16 protein-coding genes are annotated in these 18,933 nt (G+C 63.1%); 5 read left to right on the top strand and 11 right to left on the bottom strand.

Translation table 11 applies throughout. The features are described from left to right. Window positions 1-60: 60 nt before the first annotated feature. Window positions 61-3,048, bottom strand: coding sequence for an SMP-30/gluconolactonase/LRE family protein (locus tag VT84_RS12730; RefSeq protein WP_082839792.1), 2,988 nt, complete (start codon window positions 3,046-3,048; stop codon window positions 61-63). A 214-nt stretch (window positions 3,049-3,262) separates the two neighbouring features. On the opposite strand from VT84_RS12730, the gene VT84_RS12725 reads away from it, so the two are divergent. The 3 genes from VT84_RS12725 to VT84_RS12710 all read left to right on the top strand — a co-directional run bounded on the left by VT84_RS12725 (window position 3,263) and on the right by VT84_RS12710 (window position 6,258). Beyond that, on the top strand, window positions 3,263-3,718 hold the full coding sequence (locus tag VT84_RS12725) for a hypothetical protein (protein ID WP_157469472.1): 456 nt from the start codon (window positions 3,263-3,265) through the stop codon (window positions 3,716-3,718). A gap of 352 nt (window positions 3,719-4,070) precedes the next feature. Then, window positions 4,071-4,331, top strand: coding sequence for a hypothetical protein (locus VT84_RS12715; protein ID WP_082839789.1), 261 nt, complete (start codon window positions 4,071-4,073; stop codon window positions 4,329-4,331). 76 nt (window positions 4,332-4,407) lie between these two features. Further along, window positions 4,408-6,258: a hypothetical protein gene (locus tag VT84_RS12710; protein WP_082839788.1), complete on the top strand. Its 1,851-nt coding sequence runs from the start codon at window positions 4,408-4,410 to the stop codon at window positions 6,256-6,258. A 64-nt stretch (window positions 6,259-6,322) separates the two neighbouring features. On the opposite strand, the gene VT84_RS12705 is transcribed toward VT84_RS12710, so the two are convergent. The 9 genes from VT84_RS12705 to VT84_RS12665 all read right to left on the bottom strand — a co-directional run bounded on the left by VT84_RS12705 (window position 6,323) and on the right by VT84_RS12665 (window position 14,093). Next, window positions 6,323-6,706, bottom strand: coding sequence for an STAS domain-containing protein (locus tag VT84_RS12705; protein WP_082839787.1), 384 nt, complete (start codon window positions 6,704-6,706; stop codon window positions 6,323-6,325). Between the two features lie 473 nt (window positions 6,707-7,179). Further along, the gene (locus VT84_RS12700) at window positions 7,180-8,862 is read right to left on the bottom strand and encodes an OprO/OprP family phosphate-selective porin (protein ID WP_082839786.1); all 1,683 of its coding nucleotides are present in this window, start codon (window positions 8,860-8,862) and stop codon (window positions 7,180-7,182) included. Between the two features lie 279 nt (window positions 8,863-9,141). Then, window positions 9,142-9,681: a hypothetical protein gene (locus VT84_RS12695; RefSeq protein WP_157469471.1), complete on the bottom strand. Its 540-nt coding sequence runs from the start codon at window positions 9,679-9,681 to the stop codon at window positions 9,142-9,144. 49 nt (window positions 9,682-9,730) lie between these two features. Beyond that, a complete protein-coding gene (locus VT84_RS12690; protein WP_052558477.1) occupies window positions 9,731-10,144 on the bottom strand; it encodes a Minf_1886 family protein in 414 nt (137 codons plus the stop codon). Window positions 10,145-10,219: 75 nt separating this feature from the next. Then, entirely contained in the window at window positions 10,220-11,044 is an 825-nt protein-coding gene (locus VT84_RS12685; RefSeq protein WP_157469470.1) for a stage 0 sporulation family protein, read from the bottom strand. A gap of 36 nt (window positions 11,045-11,080) precedes the next feature. After that, window positions 11,081-11,674 (bottom strand): hypothetical protein, encoded by a 594-nt coding sequence (locus tag VT84_RS12680; protein WP_052558479.1) that lies wholly within the window; start codon window positions 11,672-11,674, stop codon window positions 11,081-11,083. 11 nt (window positions 11,675-11,685) lie between these two features. Next, the gene (locus tag VT84_RS12675; protein ID WP_082839784.1) at window positions 11,686-12,681 is read right to left on the bottom strand and encodes a GTPase; all 996 of its coding nucleotides are present in this window, start codon (window positions 12,679-12,681) and stop codon (window positions 11,686-11,688) included. Between the two features lie 264 nt (window positions 12,682-12,945). Next, the gene (locus VT84_RS12670) at window positions 12,946-13,329 is read right to left on the bottom strand and encodes a hypothetical protein (RefSeq protein ID WP_157469469.1); all 384 of its coding nucleotides are present in this window, start codon (window positions 13,327-13,329) and stop codon (window positions 12,946-12,948) included. A 41-nt stretch (window positions 13,330-13,370) separates the two neighbouring features. Then, entirely contained in the window at window positions 13,371-14,093 is a 723-nt protein-coding gene (locus VT84_RS12665) for a hypothetical protein (protein WP_052558487.1), read from the bottom strand. A 328-nt stretch (window positions 14,094-14,421) separates the two neighbouring features. Here VT84_RS12665 and VT84_RS12660 point away from each other — a divergent pair, with 328 nt between their 5' ends. Both VT84_RS12660 and VT84_RS12655 read left to right on the top strand, forming a co-directional pair. Continuing rightward, complete coding sequence (locus tag VT84_RS12660; RefSeq protein ID WP_052558490.1) at window positions 14,422-15,246, top strand: purine-nucleoside phosphorylase; 825 nt, start codon at window positions 14,422-14,424, stop codon at window positions 15,244-15,246. Between the two features lie 106 nt (window positions 15,247-15,352). Then, window positions 15,353-17,914, top strand: a complete 2,562-nt coding sequence (locus VT84_RS12655) for a response regulator (protein ID WP_157469468.1) — start codon at window positions 15,353-15,355, stop codon at window positions 17,912-17,914. Window positions 17,915-17,971: 57 nt separating this feature from the next. On the opposite strand, the gene VT84_RS12650 is transcribed toward VT84_RS12655, so the two are convergent. Beyond that, complete coding sequence (locus VT84_RS12650; protein ID WP_082839781.1) at window positions 17,972-18,895, bottom strand: hypothetical protein; 924 nt, start codon at window positions 18,893-18,895, stop codon at window positions 17,972-17,974. Between the last annotated feature and the right edge of the window lie 38 nt (window positions 18,896-18,933).

The raw sequence follows: 18,933 nt of genomic DNA, 5'->3' as shown, positions 1-18,933 counted from the left end.
AAAAGAAAAGCACAACACTCCTGTCTTCTCACCCCTTCACCCGCTCACACGTTCGCCCCTTCACTTCTTCGGCCATAGCACGCGACCGGCGGTAGTCGTCTTGATGCTGTAAAGCGTGCCACCACCGGTGATGTAGAGCGTCTTTAGGTCGTCACCACCGAAGGCACAGTTCGTGACTTCGTCGGTCGGCACGCCGACGAACGCGAGCAGGTTCCCCGTCTCGGGGTCGATCACGTAAATGCCACCCTTAACGTCGGTTGCGGGTTCGGCCGGCGGGTTGGGCTTGTTCAACCCACCCGCGACGTACAACCGCCCCTTCGCGTCCTGCTTCACGCCATCCGGCCCGCGCCCCTTGCCCCAATCGTGAAGGAGTTTTTGACTTTTGGGGTCGACGGTGCCGTCCGCTTTCAGATCGAAGCGCCAGAGCTTCCGCGCACCGCCCGTGTCGTTGTTGTTGTCCGCGACGAAGAGATACTTGTCGTCGGCAGAAACTAGCACGCCGTTCGCCCGTTCCACTTCGCGCCCGATGACGCGGCTCACCTTGCCGTCGGTATCGATGCGGTACACGCCCTCGATCGTGTTCCCCTTCTCGTCCTTTTGCTGCATGTCGTCGCGCGGGCCGTACCGCGGATCGGAGAAGTAGATGCGGTCCTTCGAGTCGATGGTGAGGTCGTTGGGCTGGTTGTACTTCTTGCCACCGAACGCATCGGTGAGCACCGTGCGCTTGCCGTCGCGGTCGATGCGCGAAACCGAGCGCGATACCGGTTCGCAGCACACTAACTTACCTTCGCGGTCGAAGAGCAACCCGTTGGTTCCGGCCTTTTCGCGCCAGATTTTCTTCTCGCCGTCCGGGGTGAGTTGGTGAATCCCCTTCTCGCCGCTCGTGAACACGCCGAACTTCGCGTCCCACGCCGGCCCTTCGCCCGCAGCACCGTCCCCTGCGCATGTCGTGAGCTTGGCGCCGGGCTCGAAAATCGGCCCATCTTTCGCATCGGTCGCAGTGAATCCCAGCCCCTTCACCACGTTCTCGGGCGTCGTGAGAACGAAATCCTTCTCCTGACCGAGTAACTTGAACGCACGCGAAGCGGGTTCGTAAGCGGGAACGAGTTCGTCGACCTTGAGGGATTGCCCGCCGACAGAAACGCCACCCGCGATCACCACGCGCTTACCCACGGACAGTGCCGCGATGTGCGCGACATCCCCGACGTCGCGCAGGATACCCGGCGCGAGCGTACCGAGGCGCTGATTGGTGTACGGCTCAGCCGTCACGAAACTGGCGAGCGTGTTCACGGCCGCTGCTTTGGTAATACGCTTGTCAGTAGCCGCGGCACACAGCGCGACCAGTCCGGCCGGGCCTTCACCAATGACGACAATTTCTCTCTCATCACCTTCGCGGAGTACGGTCAGCGCGCGCTGAAGGTCGGTACACCATTGTTCCAGTAGTGGGCGGCCGAGCCACAGCCCCCACTCCGCAGAGTTGTGGTCCGGCGCACGCCCGATGCGATCGCCACTAACGGCCAGCGTTCCGGTTCCGCGGAGGTCGAACGTAACGACAATGGCTCTCGATTTTTTCAGTTCGCGGTACAGTTCGCCCTTCTGCGCCGAGGCTGCACCGTCCAAGTTCAGAAGAACCACCACCGGCGCGGTCAGCCCTCCCGTTTCCACACGCCCCGACAACTTTACTCCCTCTTCGGGATCGAGCGCGATAGTTGGTGGCGCCAAGTGCCAGTATGCGCTGAGATCGCCGGGTGAGCGAACGAGCTTCAACAGCGCGGCTCGGCGGGCTTCGGCCTCCCGATCCCATTCTTCCTTTGTGGACGGCATCAGTTTGCCGTCGCGTAACTTCTTCCCCTCCTGCGCCGCGAACTTCGGAAGCGTCATGAAATCCTTCGGTCGCGTGTCACCGGGGAAGCACCGCAGGTCTTCCGGTTTCTCTGTCTCGAACTTTGGTTCCGGAATCGGACCACCCTTCCCCTCGCCCTTCAGGTGAAGCGCCATAAAGCCGTACATCGCCTCGCGCATCGGCTTGCTGTAGTCGTGCGGCCCCTCGAAAATCGCGTGTTGCAGGTTGTCCGGCTTGTCAAACAGCTTGAACACAGGGGCGGTCAGCGCGAGTGACTTTTTCGCTTCGCCCACCGAGAACTGAACGGCGTCCTTCGTCGCGTTCATCACCATGAGCGCCCGCGGCGCGACCAGCCCGAGAACGGCCCACTCTTCGGTGAACTTTAGCGCGCCGGGCACTACCTCGCACATACAGCACGCGGCCTGCAAGTACGCCTGATAATTGCCGACCGAGCACACCGGCACGACGCACTTGAACCGCTTGTCCCACGCGCCCGCGTACATCGTCTGGTTACCGCCGCCGCTCGCGCCCGTGATGCCGATCTTGTCCTTATCCACTTCGGGGCGCGTTTCGAGGTAATCGACGGCCCGCATGTTCTCGTACACTTGCAGCCCAGACAGCGGCGTGCCGAGCGGGAACAGCGTCGCGGCAGTCATCTCTCCGTGGTACTCGCCGAGAGCCGTCCCGATGCCGCGCTCGCCCGCGCCGAACGCATCCACGCACAGCACAACGAACCCGAGCTTCGCCGCGCCGATGCAACGCGACTGCACCACCGGGTCTTGCTTCGCGCCCTTCCAGTGCCCGTGAACTTGCAGAATTGCAGGAGCGGGTTTCTTCTTCGCGCTATCCGGCACATAAAGGTTCGCGGTCATACGGACACCGGGCCGCGTTTGAAACGTGAGTTTCTCAACTGTGTAGCCGTCACGTTTGAGCGGTTCACCGTGTTGCTGCGGACTGAGATCGCATGGTTTGGGCGGGAAGCACGCCTCACTGCCCCACGCGGCGAATAAGTTCTTGCGCAACTCGGCTTCCTGCTTCTGCCACTCACCGAGGGCCGCGGGCGCCTTATCGTTCTTTCGCAACTCCGCGGCTTGCTTCTGAACGAACGCCTGGTACTGCTTGTTGGCCGGGATCTCGTCCGCTGCGGGAAGGGCCGGAAGAATCACGAGCGATGCGAACAACGTGAGTGGAGCGAGGCGCGTCATTGAGATCACCAGGGGGTGCGGACCGGGCGGGTTGGCTTGCCAGTGTGACGCAGCGAGACGAGGAGTGCAATCGGATAGTAGCTGGGTTGACAGGCCGATGCTCGCCTGAAAGGATTTGAGCTGGAGGTAGTACCTCCAGCACTGTTAGCGGACGGCCTCTAGTCGGGGCCGGAAGCTGGTGCGAATAGCCTAACCGGTTCTGGGGAGTACCCACGTGACAGATGAACTGTCTGCGGCAATTGAGCGTTTGCGCACATCAACACAGCGGCTGAATGCTGCTACGGACGCGGCAGCACAACTTCTAAAAGATGTGGAAGCCTTCCTTGAGGAGGCCAACGTTGGCGTGCCCGCCTCGGTAAGCCTCGGCTACGGGGCGTATGATGCTGAAGCGGAGAGCCCGGACTGGGAAGATTTTCTATCGTACCGTCGCCTCAACAGTAAGTTCCGAATCGCCCTCATTCGGCGTGATATAAGTAGCAAACCATTCACAGAGACTGTCCGCGCATGGTCGGAGTGCACGCGGGATGAAAAAATCGACATCTTGGCCGCCCTACCAGACCTACTAATTGAGATTTCTAAGCGGGTGAATGAGAAGATCGATCGGGCCGAGTTAGTTCTGACCAGCATTGCTCCTCAGCTTTCGACCAAGAAGCGGAAGGGTGGTGCGTGATGCAGCCAAGCGCATCGGACCCCATTCCCGATCACGCACTTGTCGTTCGCGGTGGTCGGAACACACCGGAACAGGTTCGCAAGAGCACTGGGACGCACCCGAGCGGAGTTACCGGTGTTTCGGTCGAGTCTGCGACGGGATTGACGTTGGAGGAGTTAGCCGCGGGCATTCCTCACGGCCAAATCGGTGTCACGACGGTTGGTCGCGTTCGTGCTGCTGGTGGTGATGTGATTCGGACACGAGGGCGCAGCCCCAATCACGCGACCTTGACCGGGTTGACACCGGAGCAAATCAGTGATTTACTGACACCAACGGAACCGAACCCCGCACAGGGGACGGGCTAGGACGAATAATGTCTATCCCTTCGATCTTCGCCGATTTCAACAACGCCGATCCGGAAGGCCGGGTTCGGCTGAATTGCGCCGGTACGATTGAAGACCTCGCGCGTCTGGGTACTCGTCTCGCCAACGGTCTGAATGTGATCGTTCACGACGACGAACTCGAAGCGAACGGCGAGGTGCTATTCTCCGCAGAAGAACACGTCTGGGTCGCAAAAATCGATTGGAAAGCCATTCGCCGACTTCCCGTCCCCGAAATCGCCCCTCGCGCCTGACCTTTCTCCTCAACTCCCGCCTGAATTCTGTTCTACGCTAGTGGCGGACCATTCCGCACGCTGGAATTACTCGCACATGCTGCGTCGATTGTTTCGGCCCGAAACGGTGTTCTTCCTGCTCACATGGCTGGGCCTGATGGTGGCGTTCCGCGACCGCGGGTTTTACGACCCTGGTGCGCTGTGGCACGTGAAGGTCGGCGAAATCATCCTCGACCGCGGGATGCCACAAACAGACCCGTTCAGCTACACGTTTGAAGGCGAGCGCTGGGTGCCGCAACAGTGGGGCGCGGAAGTGCTGATGGCACTCGCGCACCGTGTCGGCGGACTCGACGTTATGCTCCTCGGATTTGCCACCGGCGTTACGCTGCTGTTCACGCTCATATTTCGGCGCGCGGTGCAAGGCGGGATGGGGCCGATTCTCGCGGGCGTGGTTGTGGGCGGCGTGCTGTTCGTCGGTGCGTTCCACTACTTCGTCCGCCCGCACATGTTCACCATCGCGTTTCTCGGTTGGACGATGATGTGCGTCATCGACTTCGAGCGTGGGCGCTGCACAATCTGGCGCCTGGCGGGGCTGGTCCCGCTGTACGTCCTGTGGGTGAACCTCCACGGCGGTGTACTCGGTGGCACGATGACGCTGGGGTTAGCCGTTGCGGGATGGGGGCTGTTATTCTTGGTGCGCGGATCTGGGGAAGAACAAAGCCAACCTAACCCCCTAACCCCCTTCCCTAAGAAGGAAGGGGGGACCGAACCAAATGCAAACGACGTCACACCTTCCGTGTCGGTTTTAAGCCCCTCTCCGTTTAGGGGAGGGATTGGGGAGGGGTTCGAGGCAGAACCTACCCCCCCCGCCCCCCTCCCTGAAGGGAAGGGGGAGCAGACGCGCGAACCCGCTGGGTTTGAAACTACATCTGCGGACAATTCTTTCTCCCCCTTCCCTTCAGGGAGGGGGGCGGGGGGGGTAGGTCCGCTGTCGCCGATCACTAGTTGGCGCACCGCGTTCCTGCTCGTGGGCATCGTGATCGCGTGCGGGCTGACGCCGCTGGTGAATCCGCACGGCCTGGAAATGATCCGCATCTGGCAGCGCATCGTCGGGTCGAAGGTGCTGCCCGAAGTCATTAACGAACACATGCCGATGGACCCGTCCTCGGCACTCGGGCTGGCGGTGATCGGGTTGGGCGCGTTCTACATCGTGATGCTCGCCGGAACGCTCCCGAAAATGCCCCGCGTGTCGTGGATCGTTCCACTCGTGTGGTTCGTGCTGAGCTTCAAGGGCATCCGTCAGGGTCCGCTGTTTGCGGTGTGTGCGGGGGTCGCGATCACGGACCTGTGGAAGCACACGATCTGGCACCGGCTCCTTGTTAAGCACGGCGACGGGTCGACCGCGTGGGACGCCGAGAACCCCACCGAAGTCACAAGACGCGACGGTTCCCTGTGGGTGGGGTTGGCGATTCCGGCGATGCTGGTCGCGGTCGCATTTGCACTGCAAGTAAAGCACATAGAAGTACCCGTAATCGGGCACGGATGGGCACGGCTCGATCCAGATTTCATTCCGTCGGATATGACGAAGGACGTCACCGAGTACGCGGCCCGCGTCCCGGATGGTACGCCGATTTTCAACGACGCGAACCTCGGCGGCTACCTCATCTACCACACGCCGAACCTGAAGATCTTCATGGACGACCGGTGTGAGCTATACGGCGATTCGTGGATCAAGAACTACTCGGATACGCTCGGCAAGCCGCCCGAAGAACTTGGCCCGGTGTTTGAAGAGTGGGCAGCGAAATACCGGTTCGAGCGTGCAATCGTCATGACGAATCCGCCACCCAAAGTCAAGCCGCCGATCGAGCAGTACTTGCTCAGCGCATCAGGCAAGTGGCGCGAAGTGAGTCGCGGAAAGCGCGCAGTAATGTTCGAGCGCGTGAAGTAGGAATTCGACGTGATTTGTCGCGGCGCTTGGCACCGCGACAGTGCTTCCACCCAGTCCCAGCAAATCAATCGCTGCCGCCAAGGGCGGAAATCGCTTCCGCAGCGGTGTCGTAGAGCGCCCAGTACATTTCCAGGTTGGTGATCCGCAGCAGTTCGCGGATGTTGGGATTCACCCCGGCGAGTACCAGTTCGCTCCCGCGCGCGGCCAACAAGTGGTGACAGCGCAACAAGAACGTGATGAACGCCGAGCCGAAATACGTGACCGCGGACAGGTCCACGATGATGTTGTTCGGCGGATCCTCCTTCAGCGGCGCGAGAACCATCTCGGCGGCCGGTTGGAGGAGCGTTTCAGGTAAATCTTCCACTTGGGGCGACGGCACGACTACGGCGACGTCGCCGTGCCGCTTGACCTGGAAGAACTCATTAGTCAGGTCCGCGTCGGACGCCATGTCGGGAACCTTCGGGTGACAGGGAACCGGGTTCGCCGGTCACCCACACGTTAGTCACAAGTAGGTGTCAAATCAAGCGCTTGGTTCGCGGGTGTTGGGTTAGAATCTCCCGAACACCAGTGAGGACCGCTTTATTATGCGCGTTCGCTGCCCGGCCTGCGCCGCCCCGTATTTCTTGCCGCAAGTCTCACCGCCGGACGGCCCGCGCTGTCCGAACTGTGACGCCCCGGCACCAACGGATACCGATTCCCCACCCCGCCGCTTTCACCAACCCGAGGAACCCGCGGGCCGGAGCCGGGTCGTCACAGTCGTCGCGCTACTCCACTTGCTTGTGGCAACCGGCGGATTGTGCATGACAGTGGGGTTGACCGCGGTTACTGGCGAACTGGGGGCACACCAAGCTCGGACGTAACCTATTGGCGCGAGTTTTGCCAAGATGGAATATCCTTCTTTCATTCAGCGAGCGCGCGTTTTTAGAAGTCGCAGTTGAAGCGAACGCCAAACGCGCGCAGGTCGCCGTTCTGACGGCCCGCGGCGTCCGCGGGGTTGAACCCGCGGTGGATCCAACTGTAGTTGAACTGGATGCGCGCGTTCGACGTCAGGTACCAGTTGACCGCGCCCGTCACGCCCTGGCCGATACCCCCGTTGATCCCGCTGTTGGTCAGGTCCACATAATCGTACCGGACGCCGACCTCCCACGCCCCCGTATCGAGCCGCCAGCGCCCGCCGTCCCCTTCGAGGAACACGAACCGGCGCGACGGGGTCACGCGCGCGTAGCCGGGCCGGTCCTTGACGTACCCGCGGTGGTCCGGGGTCAGGAACCGCATGACCTCGACGTACCCGCCGGTCGCGACATACGTGCCGTGGCTCGTGACCCCGGTCGGGAGCCGGTTCCCGACGGGCAGGCCACCGAGGTAGGCGTTGGTGATCGTGCTCACGGTCCCTTCCGCGGCCATCGTCCACGGCCCGAGCGCGGTCACGAACTCCAGGTTGGCGATCTGCTGGGCGTCCCGCGAGAAGATGTTCCCGGTGTCGAACAGGTTTGGAACCTGAAACCCGCTCCCGATCCGGATGTCGGGCCGGGCGCGCACGCGGACGTTGTCCTGGTTCAGGTTCCGGTAACTGTAATCGACCCCGAGGTGGACCCAGCGGTGCTCGCTCTCGTTCCACACGGGCAGGCACGTGAGCCGCGCGTCGTACACGTAGTTCCCGTCGCCGACGGTCGAGAACTGGCGGTTGCTCTGAGAGTTCTGCTCGAACAGACCGATCAGCGCGTAGGCCCGGTCGTCGAGGAACGTGCGCGAGACCGTGATGCCGTTGGAAAAGTTGTAGTTCCCGTTGAAGGCGTCGAACATCAGCCCGCGCTCCATCCACACCTGATTGTTGTCCGCCGTGGCGGTCACGAAGTTCAGGCTCTCCCGGTGCCGCCCGACGCGGACGGTCCCGACCACCGGGAGCTTGGTCAGCCCGATGTACACCTCGTTGAACCCGACCGTTTCGGCTGGGTCGGTGTTCGTCGTCAGGGGGTTGGCGATCCCCGCCGAGTTCGGGATGCCGAGCGTGCGCTGGCGCAGGTCGGTGCCGTTGGCGAACTCGTACTGCGCGAAGAATTCGAGTTGCTCCCACGCGAGGCCGCTCATGCGCAGCCGGGCGCGGCGGAAGTCCATCCCGTCGTCGAGCGTGCGCCCGGGATCGACCAAGTTGTTCAGGGTGCCGATCGACCGCTTCTGGTTCTTGTCCACGTTGAACCAGCCCATATCGAACTGCGTGACCCCGCCGACGTTGAACCGGAACGCCTTATCCTCAGTCTCGAACGTCAGCCCGTTGTTCCAGGTGCCCGTCACCTTACGGCTTTTTTGCTGACTCTCGGCCTTCTTCTCGGCCTCCGCTTGCTTGGCCTTCTCCTCCCGCTCGGCGATGGTCTGCTCGACGAGCTTCTTGATCTCTTCGGGCGTTAGCGTAACAGTGGGTGCCGTCGAGGACGTGGTGGGAGTGACAGGAGCGGCCCCGGCGGGACTTGCAGGAGGGGCGCCGTCTGGCACGACCCCAGACGCGCCGGGGGCGGGCACTTGCGGTTGCGCGAGCGCGGGTGCGGGTGCAAGTGCCACGAACAATGTAACAACGGTGACGATCACGAAGCGCACAACGGCCGGCACTGCCCCTCCTCGACTTGAGCGAAAATCACTCGCTCGACACTTCACCTCAGAAAATGGGCGAACCGTGCCGTATGTATGAGTTACAACGGTATCGGCTCGTTTGATGCGGGGCTTGAGGGAACGTGAACGAATCTGCCCACGAAATAGGCAGTCGTGATTGCTCGATTTTTGGTGAAAGTGCTTCGGTGAGGTGGCGCGGAGAATTGGATGCAGTTCTGTGCGCGGATATGGATCAAGATGTTCCCCAATACCAACAGGGGAACATCCGCCCGCTCTCTTTTACGGAAGCAGCTTGTTGACCTGTTTCTGGATGTCCTCGGCCGTTTTGTCCGAGTACGGATAGATCGTCGGCGGGCCGATGTCAGACAGTTCCGCGCCGGACGGGTGCTGGCGCCCGACGAGTGTGTACGCCTCGCGGTTCGCCTCGAAGTGCGACGCCGGGTCTTTGTTCAACAGGAGCAGGTACCGCCCCGGTCCCGTATACCCCACGCAGTCCGGCAAGTTGGCGACACCGATTTGTGTGCCCGGCGCCGGGCCACCCTTAAGCGCCTCGACCACTTTGACCATGATTGCCGGTCGGTCGGCCTTTTCGTTCAGCGCCACCGGTTGTGGCCCCAGTTGCGGCACCTGCCGGATCAGGTGAACCGCGCGCCCGTCTTCCCCGTTCGTCAACTCGGCCACGACCGCCACGGTCGCGTTGGCCGCCTGAACGCGCGAGACCACCGGGGCGTGGCTCTTCGTGAGCGCCGTAGCTCCCAACCAGCCGAGCCAGCCAACGAAAAGAAACGCAGCGACGATCAGTCGAATCCGTTTGCCCATGATGCCCGCCACAAACTCGCCAGAGAAAAACGAAACCCCGCCGCGTTCGCTACCGGTCCCCGCGCTTGGCCGTGTCGCCGAGCGTGATCTCGAACCCGTCGCGGAGCGCTTGGGCGAGGTCGAACAGGTCGCGGAAGTCGTCCGGGTCGTCGCGGTCGGACTTGCTGAGGCGCTGCACCTTGATGAGCTTGAACACGATCTCGCCGACGTGATCGGTGGTCCGGATGCCCCACTGTTTGAACACGACCGGGGCCATCATCCCGAACTCGCGGATCGCGAGCGCGCAGGTGCCGTTGAGGAGTTCCCCGCCGCTCACGTGCCGGTCGTCGCTCTCCTCCTCGTGCTCCACTGGGGCGCGGCCGAGCCGGTCCTGTGTGAACGTGACAGCGTCGCAGACGAACTCGTAGGCTTCGTATGCGAACCGCGGGTCTTCGCGACACAACTCAAGAATCCGAGGGTCCACAGCTTCTCCTGCTGGCGAACGGCCGATGGAACCGGGGCGAACCCGTTGGGCGCAGTTCTCACCGGCGACACCATCTTACAACCTTGTCAGCACCTCGTCGGCGGCAATGGGCAGTCGGCGCCCGTCCTCGAACTCGACGAGCAGCCGGCGCGCGAGAATCTCCTGCGCCAGCACCTTCCCCTGCCCTTTCTCGGTGACCACGCGCGCCCCGATCGGCGGCAGCTCCTTCTGGAACTCTTCGTACACGTCCTGCTCGAACCGCAGACAGCACTTCAGCCGCCCGCACCGCCCGGAAATCTTCGTCGGGTCGAGCGTGGACTTTTGCAGTTTCGCCATCCGCATGCTGACCGGCGGCATCACCACCATGTGCGTATTGCAGCACACCGGCTTGCCGCAATCGCCGTAGTCCGCGAGCAGCTTCGCCTCGTCGCGCACCCCGATCTGGCGCAGTTCGATACGGGTGTGGAACTCGCGCGCCATGCTCTTCACGAGTTCGCGGAAATCCACGCGTCCCTCGGCGAGAAAATAGAACACGAGCCGCTCGCCGCCGAAAATGTACTCCACGTCCACGATCTGCATCACGAGCCGGTGCTGATTCACGAGTTTCGTGCCGATCTCGTACTGCTGCTTTTGCAACTGCGCGATGTGCGCGATCTTCGCGCGGTCCTCGACCGTGGCCACGCGGACGAGGTCGCCACGAGTCGGTTCCGGGATCGCGGCGAGCGCCTGGGGCGTTGCCGGGCACAATACCTCGCCGCTCTCCAGCCCGCGCTCGGTGCGCAGAATGGCCACGTCCCCGCGGCGCACGGTCGCGCTCTCGGGCGCGGTGAACGCGCCGACGAACCGCATCGACCCGTGCCGCACGAGGTAAGGTGTCGGCGGCGCAGTGTTTGGAGTCATGAAGATATCTTCGTAGGAATCGCTCGAAGATGCAACTCAGGTGTCCCACCTACATTCTGCCAACGCGCGCCGAAACAGTTCGGCCCATGCACAGTTCATTGCGGTCTCGCGCTCGGTTGCCGCACTCCATTCCACCGGGGTTCGACAAACACTGTTCACGGGAAAAGCTCGGTACTCGGATAGCAGTCGCTCTTCAATGGCGTCGCGAAGTGCGCGTCGGGCTGCTACTGTTAGCGGCTCCACAATTTGCATTGCAAGCTCAATGCGCGGAGGATAAACGCAACAGTGCATGAACAACAGATTCGACCATTCAACCGACGTGATGAGCCCATTAGAAAGCTGCGTGCGTCTCCGTTCGAGATACTGAAACAGCTCTTCAACTTCTGGAACCTGTTTCTGTGGCGCCACTTCTGGCATTAACTCAGCCCGAGCAAAGATCGCGACGAACTCGAGAAAATTCATCCCCTCCACACGCGCTTGTTCAGCCAACCGGAGAAGAAACTGCTCTTCCCAGTATCGTAACCGCTGTGGCCGATTAAGCTCCGAAGCCGACCGAACGAGTCGATTGAACGCCCCGGCCCCGTGAGACCGGGCGGCCTCCAAAATGCGCTCGCGATCGGTGGTTCCCATGCACCCTCACCTCACGTGTGCAGTTCGACCACGTCCTTGTCGTGCAGCACGTGGTCGCGGCCGACGGTCTGGCCGTCGTGGACCGCGGTGCCCCACACGCGGGCCGACTTCACCGTGTCTTCGAGGTCGCGGTGGACCTTGCCCGCCAGTTCTGCAACCGTCGCACCGATCGGCGGTGTAAACGGGCTGGTCATGTCCGCCGGCTTGCCCGGTTGCTTCGTGTAGATCCGCATCACGCCGAGCGCGTCGTAAATCGCCTTACGGAGTTCTTCCAAACCGTCGCCGCGCTCGCTCGACACGACCAAAAGCGGGAACTGCGTGCCGAACTCCTCGCGCGCGATCTCCAGCCGGATGTCGGCGGCCTCATCGTCGCCCTTGTTCGCGACCAGGAGCGTCGGGATCGCGTAGACCGCGGGGTCGTCGATCGGCGGGCTGCCCGGGGGCACGAGTTCGCGGCGCGCGAGCTTCAGTCGATCGATGGCGGCTCGCGTCGCGGCCGGGCCGTCGTCGTCCGCGAGATCGAGGAACAGCAGCGCAACGTCCGCGGCGCGCGTAATGTCCGTGACGAAGTTCTCGTAGTGGTCCGCGGTGATCGGCGGCAGGTCGATCAACTGCACGCGGACGTCCTCGTAGTCCATCATCCCCGGCGCCGGTTCGCGCGTCGTGAACGGGTACGGGGCCACCGCCGGCGTCGCCTTCGTGAGCTTCGTAATCAGTTGCGACTTACCCGCGTTCGGCGGGCCGAGCAACACCACCTGCCCGGCCCCCTGGCGTGGGAACTTGAACGTGCCCGGCGCGGCCTTCTTCGGCCCGAGTTTGGCCTGCTCGATCTGGTCCGTCAGCTCGGAAATCTTGGTCTTGAGTTCGGCCTGAACCTTCTCGCTCGCCTTGTGTTTGGGCAGGAGTACCCACATCTCTTTGAGCGCGACGAGCTTGTCTTCGGGCGTCTGCGCCTTCTTGTACCGGGCTTCGGCGTCGTGATAGTGCGGCGGTAAGTTGACTGCCATGATTACTCCGATCCCATTCCCGCGGTAGCGATGTGAGATCAGTGTACGAGCCGGCCGAAACGCGGGTGCCCGGTCCCATCAACCGGTCCAGGCGCGGCTAACATTTGCTAACATTTCGGAAACCTCTCAAAACCGGAGATTCGACACAAATATCTCACAATAAACACCTTGCGCCACACAATTCGGCTAACAGCTCGAACTGAGGTTGCGTGGTCGTCGCATCCGCCACCCCGTTCGACCCACTCAATAGCCCTCTATTCCCATTCATTTCTTGGGTTTCGGCTCTCGCGGTTCGTGGTGCGCCTTCAGCCACTTGTTGAGCACCGCCCGATCGTCTTCCGTTCCGCGACTCTTCCAGAGCCGGTTCAACCACTTGCCGTGATACTTGGCCACGAACTCGAATCCGGCGTCCGTGAGGTCCGAGTTCCGGAACTCGATGGTGTCGGTCACGTCTTCAATGCTGCTCGCGATAGTTCGCGTCGTCATGTTGTGGTGCTGGAGGAACTCGATGAACACAAAGAACCGTCGCAAGACCTCCGAGCGCGGAACCGGGTCGAACCCGCCCTGAACGTGCCGGGCTACGCTGTCCAATTGCCAGTCCACGCTCGAAACCCGGAAGTCCTCCCCCGGCCGACGGTGCTTCATCATCAATCCCCAAAACGATATGTCCGCCGATCTGAAAGCCCTTATTACTCGTCGGTAATCGCCTCTCGGTACTCGCCCCAACACCGAAGTTGGTCAGCGAAACGGTCCGATTTAGCAGTTGAAGCAATCTGACGGGCGAACCGAAACAAGACGCGCTCGAGCTCAACGAGCCAGTCGCCTCTTGGGTTCGAGAATCTGAATGTGCCCTCGGTGGCCCAACTGCTCCACTGGAATCGGTAACCAAGCCCGTCGTGTGTTCCCACGCAACCGTTTGGCGCAACTTGAAACGGGTTCAATGACCCGAGAAAGTGTAACACCTCATCGGTGTCGAGTGCTGCAATGTCGGCGCCGTTCTCGTCAGCGACAAAACCGCGGATCACAACCCGATCTGGGCTGGGGCCGCTCTTCCACTCTTCGTGAACGGCTCCAACGACCCAAGCCGGATGGAAACTCGGTAATACGCTTACGGTCCACCACGCCAAAACGCACGATGCACCGGGTTCCCCAACTGCTCCCTGACGACCCGAACCGACGCTAAGCGTCGTAAGGTTCAAGTGCCTTGCCAGTTGTTCATTGAACACCGGCCCGAGCCCGTCCACAGGAATGTCTTCCACAATTGCGATCAGGCCCGCGCGCTGGGCGAGTTCGCACACACGTCGCGCTTCAATCGGGTCACACATCGCCAGTACCCAATCCGGGGCCGCTCGCGTTTCGCGCAGTACTTCGGCGATCGATCGATCCCGGACGTCCGGCAGGAACCGACGCAAGGCTATTACTTCTTCGTGAGAAGCGCGCCCCTCCCTCCACCGGGTAACGACACGGACGCGGGTCAAAGAACTCATGGGTGGCTCCGCATGTTCAAAGATGGTCCCGCAACAATCGCGGGTTTTGTCGAACAACAGACGCGCCCCATCTCCCACTCGTTCACGGTAGCAAGCAACATCTCGGCATGATACCACATACTGAACACACGAACAAAACATTTCTGTCAAATCCGCGCCCGGAATTGATCGGCACTGTGGGCGCACTCGAGCGGGTTGCGCGAAGCGCACGGGGGATCGTACAACAACACCCGACCCCTCATCCGGAGCACCCATGTCCACCGCACTGTACGACCAGATCCAGGAAGCCGCCGCGTTCGTTCGGACGAAGTGGAAGCACGCGCCGACCGCGGGCATCATCCTCGGTACGGGGTTGGGCAAGTTCGCCGAGGACGTGGAGACGGACGTCGTGATCCCCTACGAGGAGATCCCGCACTTCCCGCGCTCGACCGCGCCCACCCACAAGGGGCAACTCGTGTGCGGCACCCTCGCCGGCAAGAAAGTCGTGGTGATGGAGGGGCGGTTCCACTTTTACGAGGGGTGGTCGCTCCAACAGGTCACGTTCCCGGTGCGCGTGATGAAGGCGCTCGGGGCCGGCGCGCTGATCGTGAGCAACGCCTGCGGTGGGATGAACCCGCAGTGGGGCCGCGGAGACATCATGCTCATCGAGGACCACATCAACCTGCTCGGCGACAACCCGCTGATCGGGCCGAACGACGAGCGGCTCGGCGACCGGTTCCCGGACATGTGCTACCCCTACGACCGCGACTTGCTGAAGATCGGCCGGCGCGTCGCGCTCGAAGAACAGATCGTGTGCCACCAGGGGGTGTTCGTCGCGGTGAGCGGGCCGAACCTCGAAACGCGGGCCGAGTACCGCTTCCTGCGGGCCATCGGCGCGGACGTGGTGGGGATGTCCACGGTTCCCGAGGTGATCGTCGCGGTTCATTCCAAAATGCGCACATTCGGAATATCCGTCATAACCGATGTATGCCTTCCAGACTCCCTGGAACCCGTAAGTCTTCCAGAGATAATTGCCACCGCAAATGAGGCGGAAAAGAAACTGCGTGTCATAATCCGTCGCGTTGTGGCAGAAATTTAAGAAGTGGCGCGAGTTCATGGCGAAGTAGCCAGAAGCGAACTACGCTTGGGCAGAAATCCTTGCCCAGCCCTCACCCCCCCGTTCTGTGACGCGAACTTCAACACCATTGGTTGCCGAGTCGCGCAGTACCGTTGGGCGGTACCTAGCGGGGGTATTCGGGGTCGCGATCGCGTACTACGCGACGGCCAAGGTCGGGCTACTGTTCACGGTCGGGGACGCGCACGTCGCGTTCATCTGGCCGCCGACCGGGATCGCCGTCGCGGCGCTGTTCCGCGCGGGCCGGAAGTTCTTACCCGGGGTCTTCTTCGGCGCCCTCGCGTGCGAGTTCCAGGTGTTCCCCTGGTGGGTCGCGCTGGGCGTCTCGGTTGGTAACGCACTCGGACCGCTCATAACCGTCGAAATCCTCCGCCGGTTCCGGTTCAACCCGATATCCGCCGGGCGCCGGGACTTGTACGCCTTCCTCTTCGCGGGCCTCGTGGGGATGACCGCGACGGCTTCTAACGGTGCCCTTTGGCACGCACTCGGCGGCCTTCCACCAATCGAACTCGTACCCGCGTGGCTCGTCTGGTGGCTCGGCGACACGGCCGGGTTGCTCATCGTCGCGCCCCCGCTCCTCGCGGCCGTTCGGCCCCGGGTCCACCGCGGCGCGGTCCGGCCGGCTCTCGTTCTCCTCCTCACGGCGGTCCTGTGCGCGATCGCGTTCACGAACGTGGCCTCGCCCCCGACACGCAGCCTGATGGTGTTCCCGCCGTTCATGCTGCTCATCTGGGTGGGGATGAACGAGCGCCTCCGCGTCGGGGCGCTGCACGTGCTCGTCCTGACGGCTTTTGCGGTCGCGGGCACGTCCGAAGGGGTCGGCGCGTTCGGGCACCTGTTCCCGATGACCAAAATGTTGTTCGTCTGGGCGCTCGTAGTCACCGCGGCGCTCGTCACCCTCGCGATGACGACCACGCTCGCCGAGCGCGAGCGCGCGGAAGCGGCCCTCACCACCGCGGCGCGCGAGTACCAGAACCTCGTAGACAGCACGCCCGCGGCCATCGTGCGGTACACGCCCGAGGGCAAACTCACTTTCGTCAACGAAACACTCTGCCGGTTGCTCGGGTACCCGCGCGAACTGCTGATCGGGCAATCGGTGATGGACTTCATTCCCGAGATGCCGCGCACGGAAGCGGTCGCCGACCTGCCCGTGCCGCACCAGATCTCCGGCCCCGCCTCGGGCGCGTCCGGGATGATCCGCAAGCCGGACGGTTCGTGCCTCTGGTACCGGTGGACGGCCCGGCACATTACCACCGGCGACGGGCGGAGCGAGTTCCAGGCCGTGGGCATCGACCTCACCGAGCGCCGGCAGGCCGAGGCCGAGCGCACCACGTTCGAGCGCAAGATGCAGGACGCCCAACGCCTCGAAGCGCTCGGGGTGCTGGCCGGGGGCGTCGCGCACGACTTCAACAACTTGCTCGCGGGGGTACTCGGGCACGCGGAACTGGCCGCCAGTTCGCTCCCGGAGGGGCACCCGGCGCGCGAGCACCTCATGACGGTGCAAAACGGCGTCGCCCAGGCGGGCGGGCTGACGCGACAGTTGCTCGCGTACTCCGGTAAAGGCCGGTTCCTGCTCCGCACGATCGACCTGAACGAACTCATCAGCCAGACGACCGACCTACTCCGGGTGACTCTGCCGAAGAAGGTGCAACTGAACCTGCACCTGTCGCCCACGCTCCCACTCATCACCGGCGACGACGGGCAGCTCCGGCAAGTTCTGATGAACCTGCTCATCAACGCCGGCGAAGCCATCGGCGACCGGGCCGGGAGCGTCACCGTCACCACGACGACACACGACCTTGCGCTCGAAGCGGTCAGCGGTGGGGTGTACAGCCCGTCCGCGCCGGGGCAGTTCATCGAGTTGATCGTATCGGACACCGGATGCGGGATGGACGAGGCGACGAAATCGCGCCTGTTCGACCCGTTCTTCACCACGAAATTCACCGGGCGCGGGCTCGGGATGTCCGCGGTCCTCGGGATCATCCGCGGGCACGGCGGCGGCATCCACGTGGACAGCCGCGTGGGGTTCGGCACCCGGTTCACGGTTCTGCTCCCGGTAACAACCGAAGCGCTCCCCGAAGCCGCGGAAACGCCCGCGCCACTGGACTCACTGCTCCGGACGCCGCTCGAATCGCCGCCGCGCCAGCGCCGCGCCCAGCGGACCGAAATGATTCCGCGGCCCCCGCAACGGTCCGGGCAGTCGCCGCCCCCGGTGCCGGCACCCGCTCCCGTACCGGCGCCACGCCCCACCCCAGTCGCAAAAACCGAGAAGCGCGGGCTGGCACTCGTCGCGGACGACGAGCCGATCGTGCGTCAGGTCGGCGAGCTGATGTTGAAGCAGATGGGGTACGACGTGCTCACCGCGAGCAACGGTGCGGAAGCGGTCGCGCTCTTCGTGGCGCACGCGGATCTCGTGCGCGTGGTGCTGCTCGACCTGATGATGCCGGTAATGGACGGGACCGAGGCACTCGTCGCGATTCGGGACCGTTCGACGGTCCCGGTAATTTTGTGTAGCGGGTACACCGCCGAAGCGGTGCCCGAAACTCTCACAAACGACTCGGCCACCGGGTTCCTGCAAAAGCCCTACGCGCGGGGCGACCTCCAGGCCGCGCTCGCCACCATCGGCGTGTAACACGCCCGGTCTTCTGACGCCGGCCCTACAGGAACCGGCGCAACAAACACACAGACCTCACTTCACCAGCGGCAGAACCACGCGGTCCACGTCCGCCTCGGTCTTCACGGGCGGCACGCCGCCGTGCAGCTCCCACGACTCGCTCAGTTCCGCGGACGCACCCGGCGCGAGCGTGACCAGTTCGCCGACCGTTTCCATTTCCAGCATGTCCTCGTTCGAGAACGTCTGGTACCGCGTGCCGCGGTCCGGGTACAAGGCCCCCTCGCGGTAATCGAACCGCTTCACGAACAGCACCCCGGAGTTCAGGTACGCGACCCACCCCTCGCGGTGGGCGAGGCCGATCTTCGTCGGCCCCTTGTTCACGTCCTGGCGGAGCAGCGCGTACTTCTTCCCGAACGCCCAGCGCGTGTCGGCGAAGTCGAAGTACGGCCACAGAATCAGCTCCTGGTTCGGCGCGAAGTCGGCCGGCGATTTCGCGTTCTTTGGGTGGAGCGGGTGGTTCTTCTTGGCCGGCAGCGGAATGATCTCCACGCCCCCGGGCGCCATCACAGTCGGCCCCCACGGGGCGAGGTCGGTCGGGGCGCTCCCGACGTTTGTGACCCGCAGCGTCACGTCCACCTTGGTGCCGCTCGCGCCCAGCCGGAGTTCCATCACCTTCTGCACGCCGTACTCGGTTTCCGGCGGCGCGGTGATGCGGGCCGCGTGCGGGCCGATCTGCTCCCACTTTACCGGGCGATTGTCCGCGAAGTACGTCCGCGTGAGGTCTTCCGGGGAGAGCCAGAACCGGTGCCCGCCACGGATCTGCCACTCGGCCTCGCCGGTGCCGCCCATCATGGAGTCGTAGTTCTTCATCACGTTGAACCCGCCCGGGAGCCGGTACGCGATGACGCGCGGCCCGACGTCGAGCGTCACCACGAGTTCGACGTGCCCGTTGCTGAGGAGCAGGTTGTTCTTCCAACCGCGGTATTCGATCACTTCCACGCCACAAACCTCGCTCGAAGGGAGAAGGAAAACAAAGA

The organism is Gemmata sp. SH-PL17, from assembly GCF_001610855.1.
Lineage (GTDB): Bacteria > Planctomycetota > Planctomycetia > Gemmatales > Gemmataceae > Gemmata > Gemmata massiliana.
The sequence above is the reverse complement of the archived record's forward strand: the minus strand, read 5'-3'. Positions and strand labels throughout refer to the sequence as shown.

Excerpts from the sequence above, each read along its gene's own strand:
- VT84_RS12660 (WP_052558490.1), top strand. The coding sequence starts at position 14,422 with ATGTCCACCGCACTGTACGACCAGATCCAGGAAGCCGCCGCGTTCGTT.
- VT84_RS12670 (WP_157469469.1), bottom strand. The coding sequence starts at position 13,329 with ATGATGAAGCACCGTCGGCCGGGGGAGGACTTCCGGGTTTCGAGCGTG.
- VT84_RS12685 (WP_157469470.1), bottom strand. The coding sequence starts at position 11,044 with ATGACTCCAAACACTGCGCCGCCGACACCTTACCTCGTGCGGCACGGG.
- VT84_RS12730 (WP_082839792.1), bottom strand. The coding sequence starts at position 3,048 with ATGACGCGCCTCGCTCCACTCACGTTGTTCGCATCGCTCGTGATTCTT.
- VT84_RS12680 (WP_052558479.1), bottom strand. The coding sequence starts at position 11,674 with ATGGGAACCACCGATCGCGAGCGCATTTTGGAGGCCGCCCGGTCTCAC.
- VT84_RS12695 (WP_157469471.1), bottom strand. The coding sequence starts at position 9,681 with ATGGGCAAACGGATTCGACTGATCGTCGCTGCGTTTCTTTTCGTTGGC.
- VT84_RS12675 (WP_082839784.1), bottom strand. The coding sequence starts at position 12,681 with ATGGCAGTCAACTTACCGCCGCACTATCACGACGCCGAAGCCCGGTAC.
- VT84_RS12715 (WP_082839789.1), top strand. The coding sequence starts at position 4,071 with ATGTCTATCCCTTCGATCTTCGCCGATTTCAACAACGCCGATCCGGAA.
- VT84_RS12705 (WP_082839787.1), bottom strand. The coding sequence starts at position 6,706 with ATGGCGTCCGACGCGGACCTGACTAATGAGTTCTTCCAGGTCAAGCGG.
- VT84_RS12710 (WP_082839788.1), top strand. The coding sequence starts at position 4,408 with ATGCTGCGTCGATTGTTTCGGCCCGAAACGGTGTTCTTCCTGCTCACA.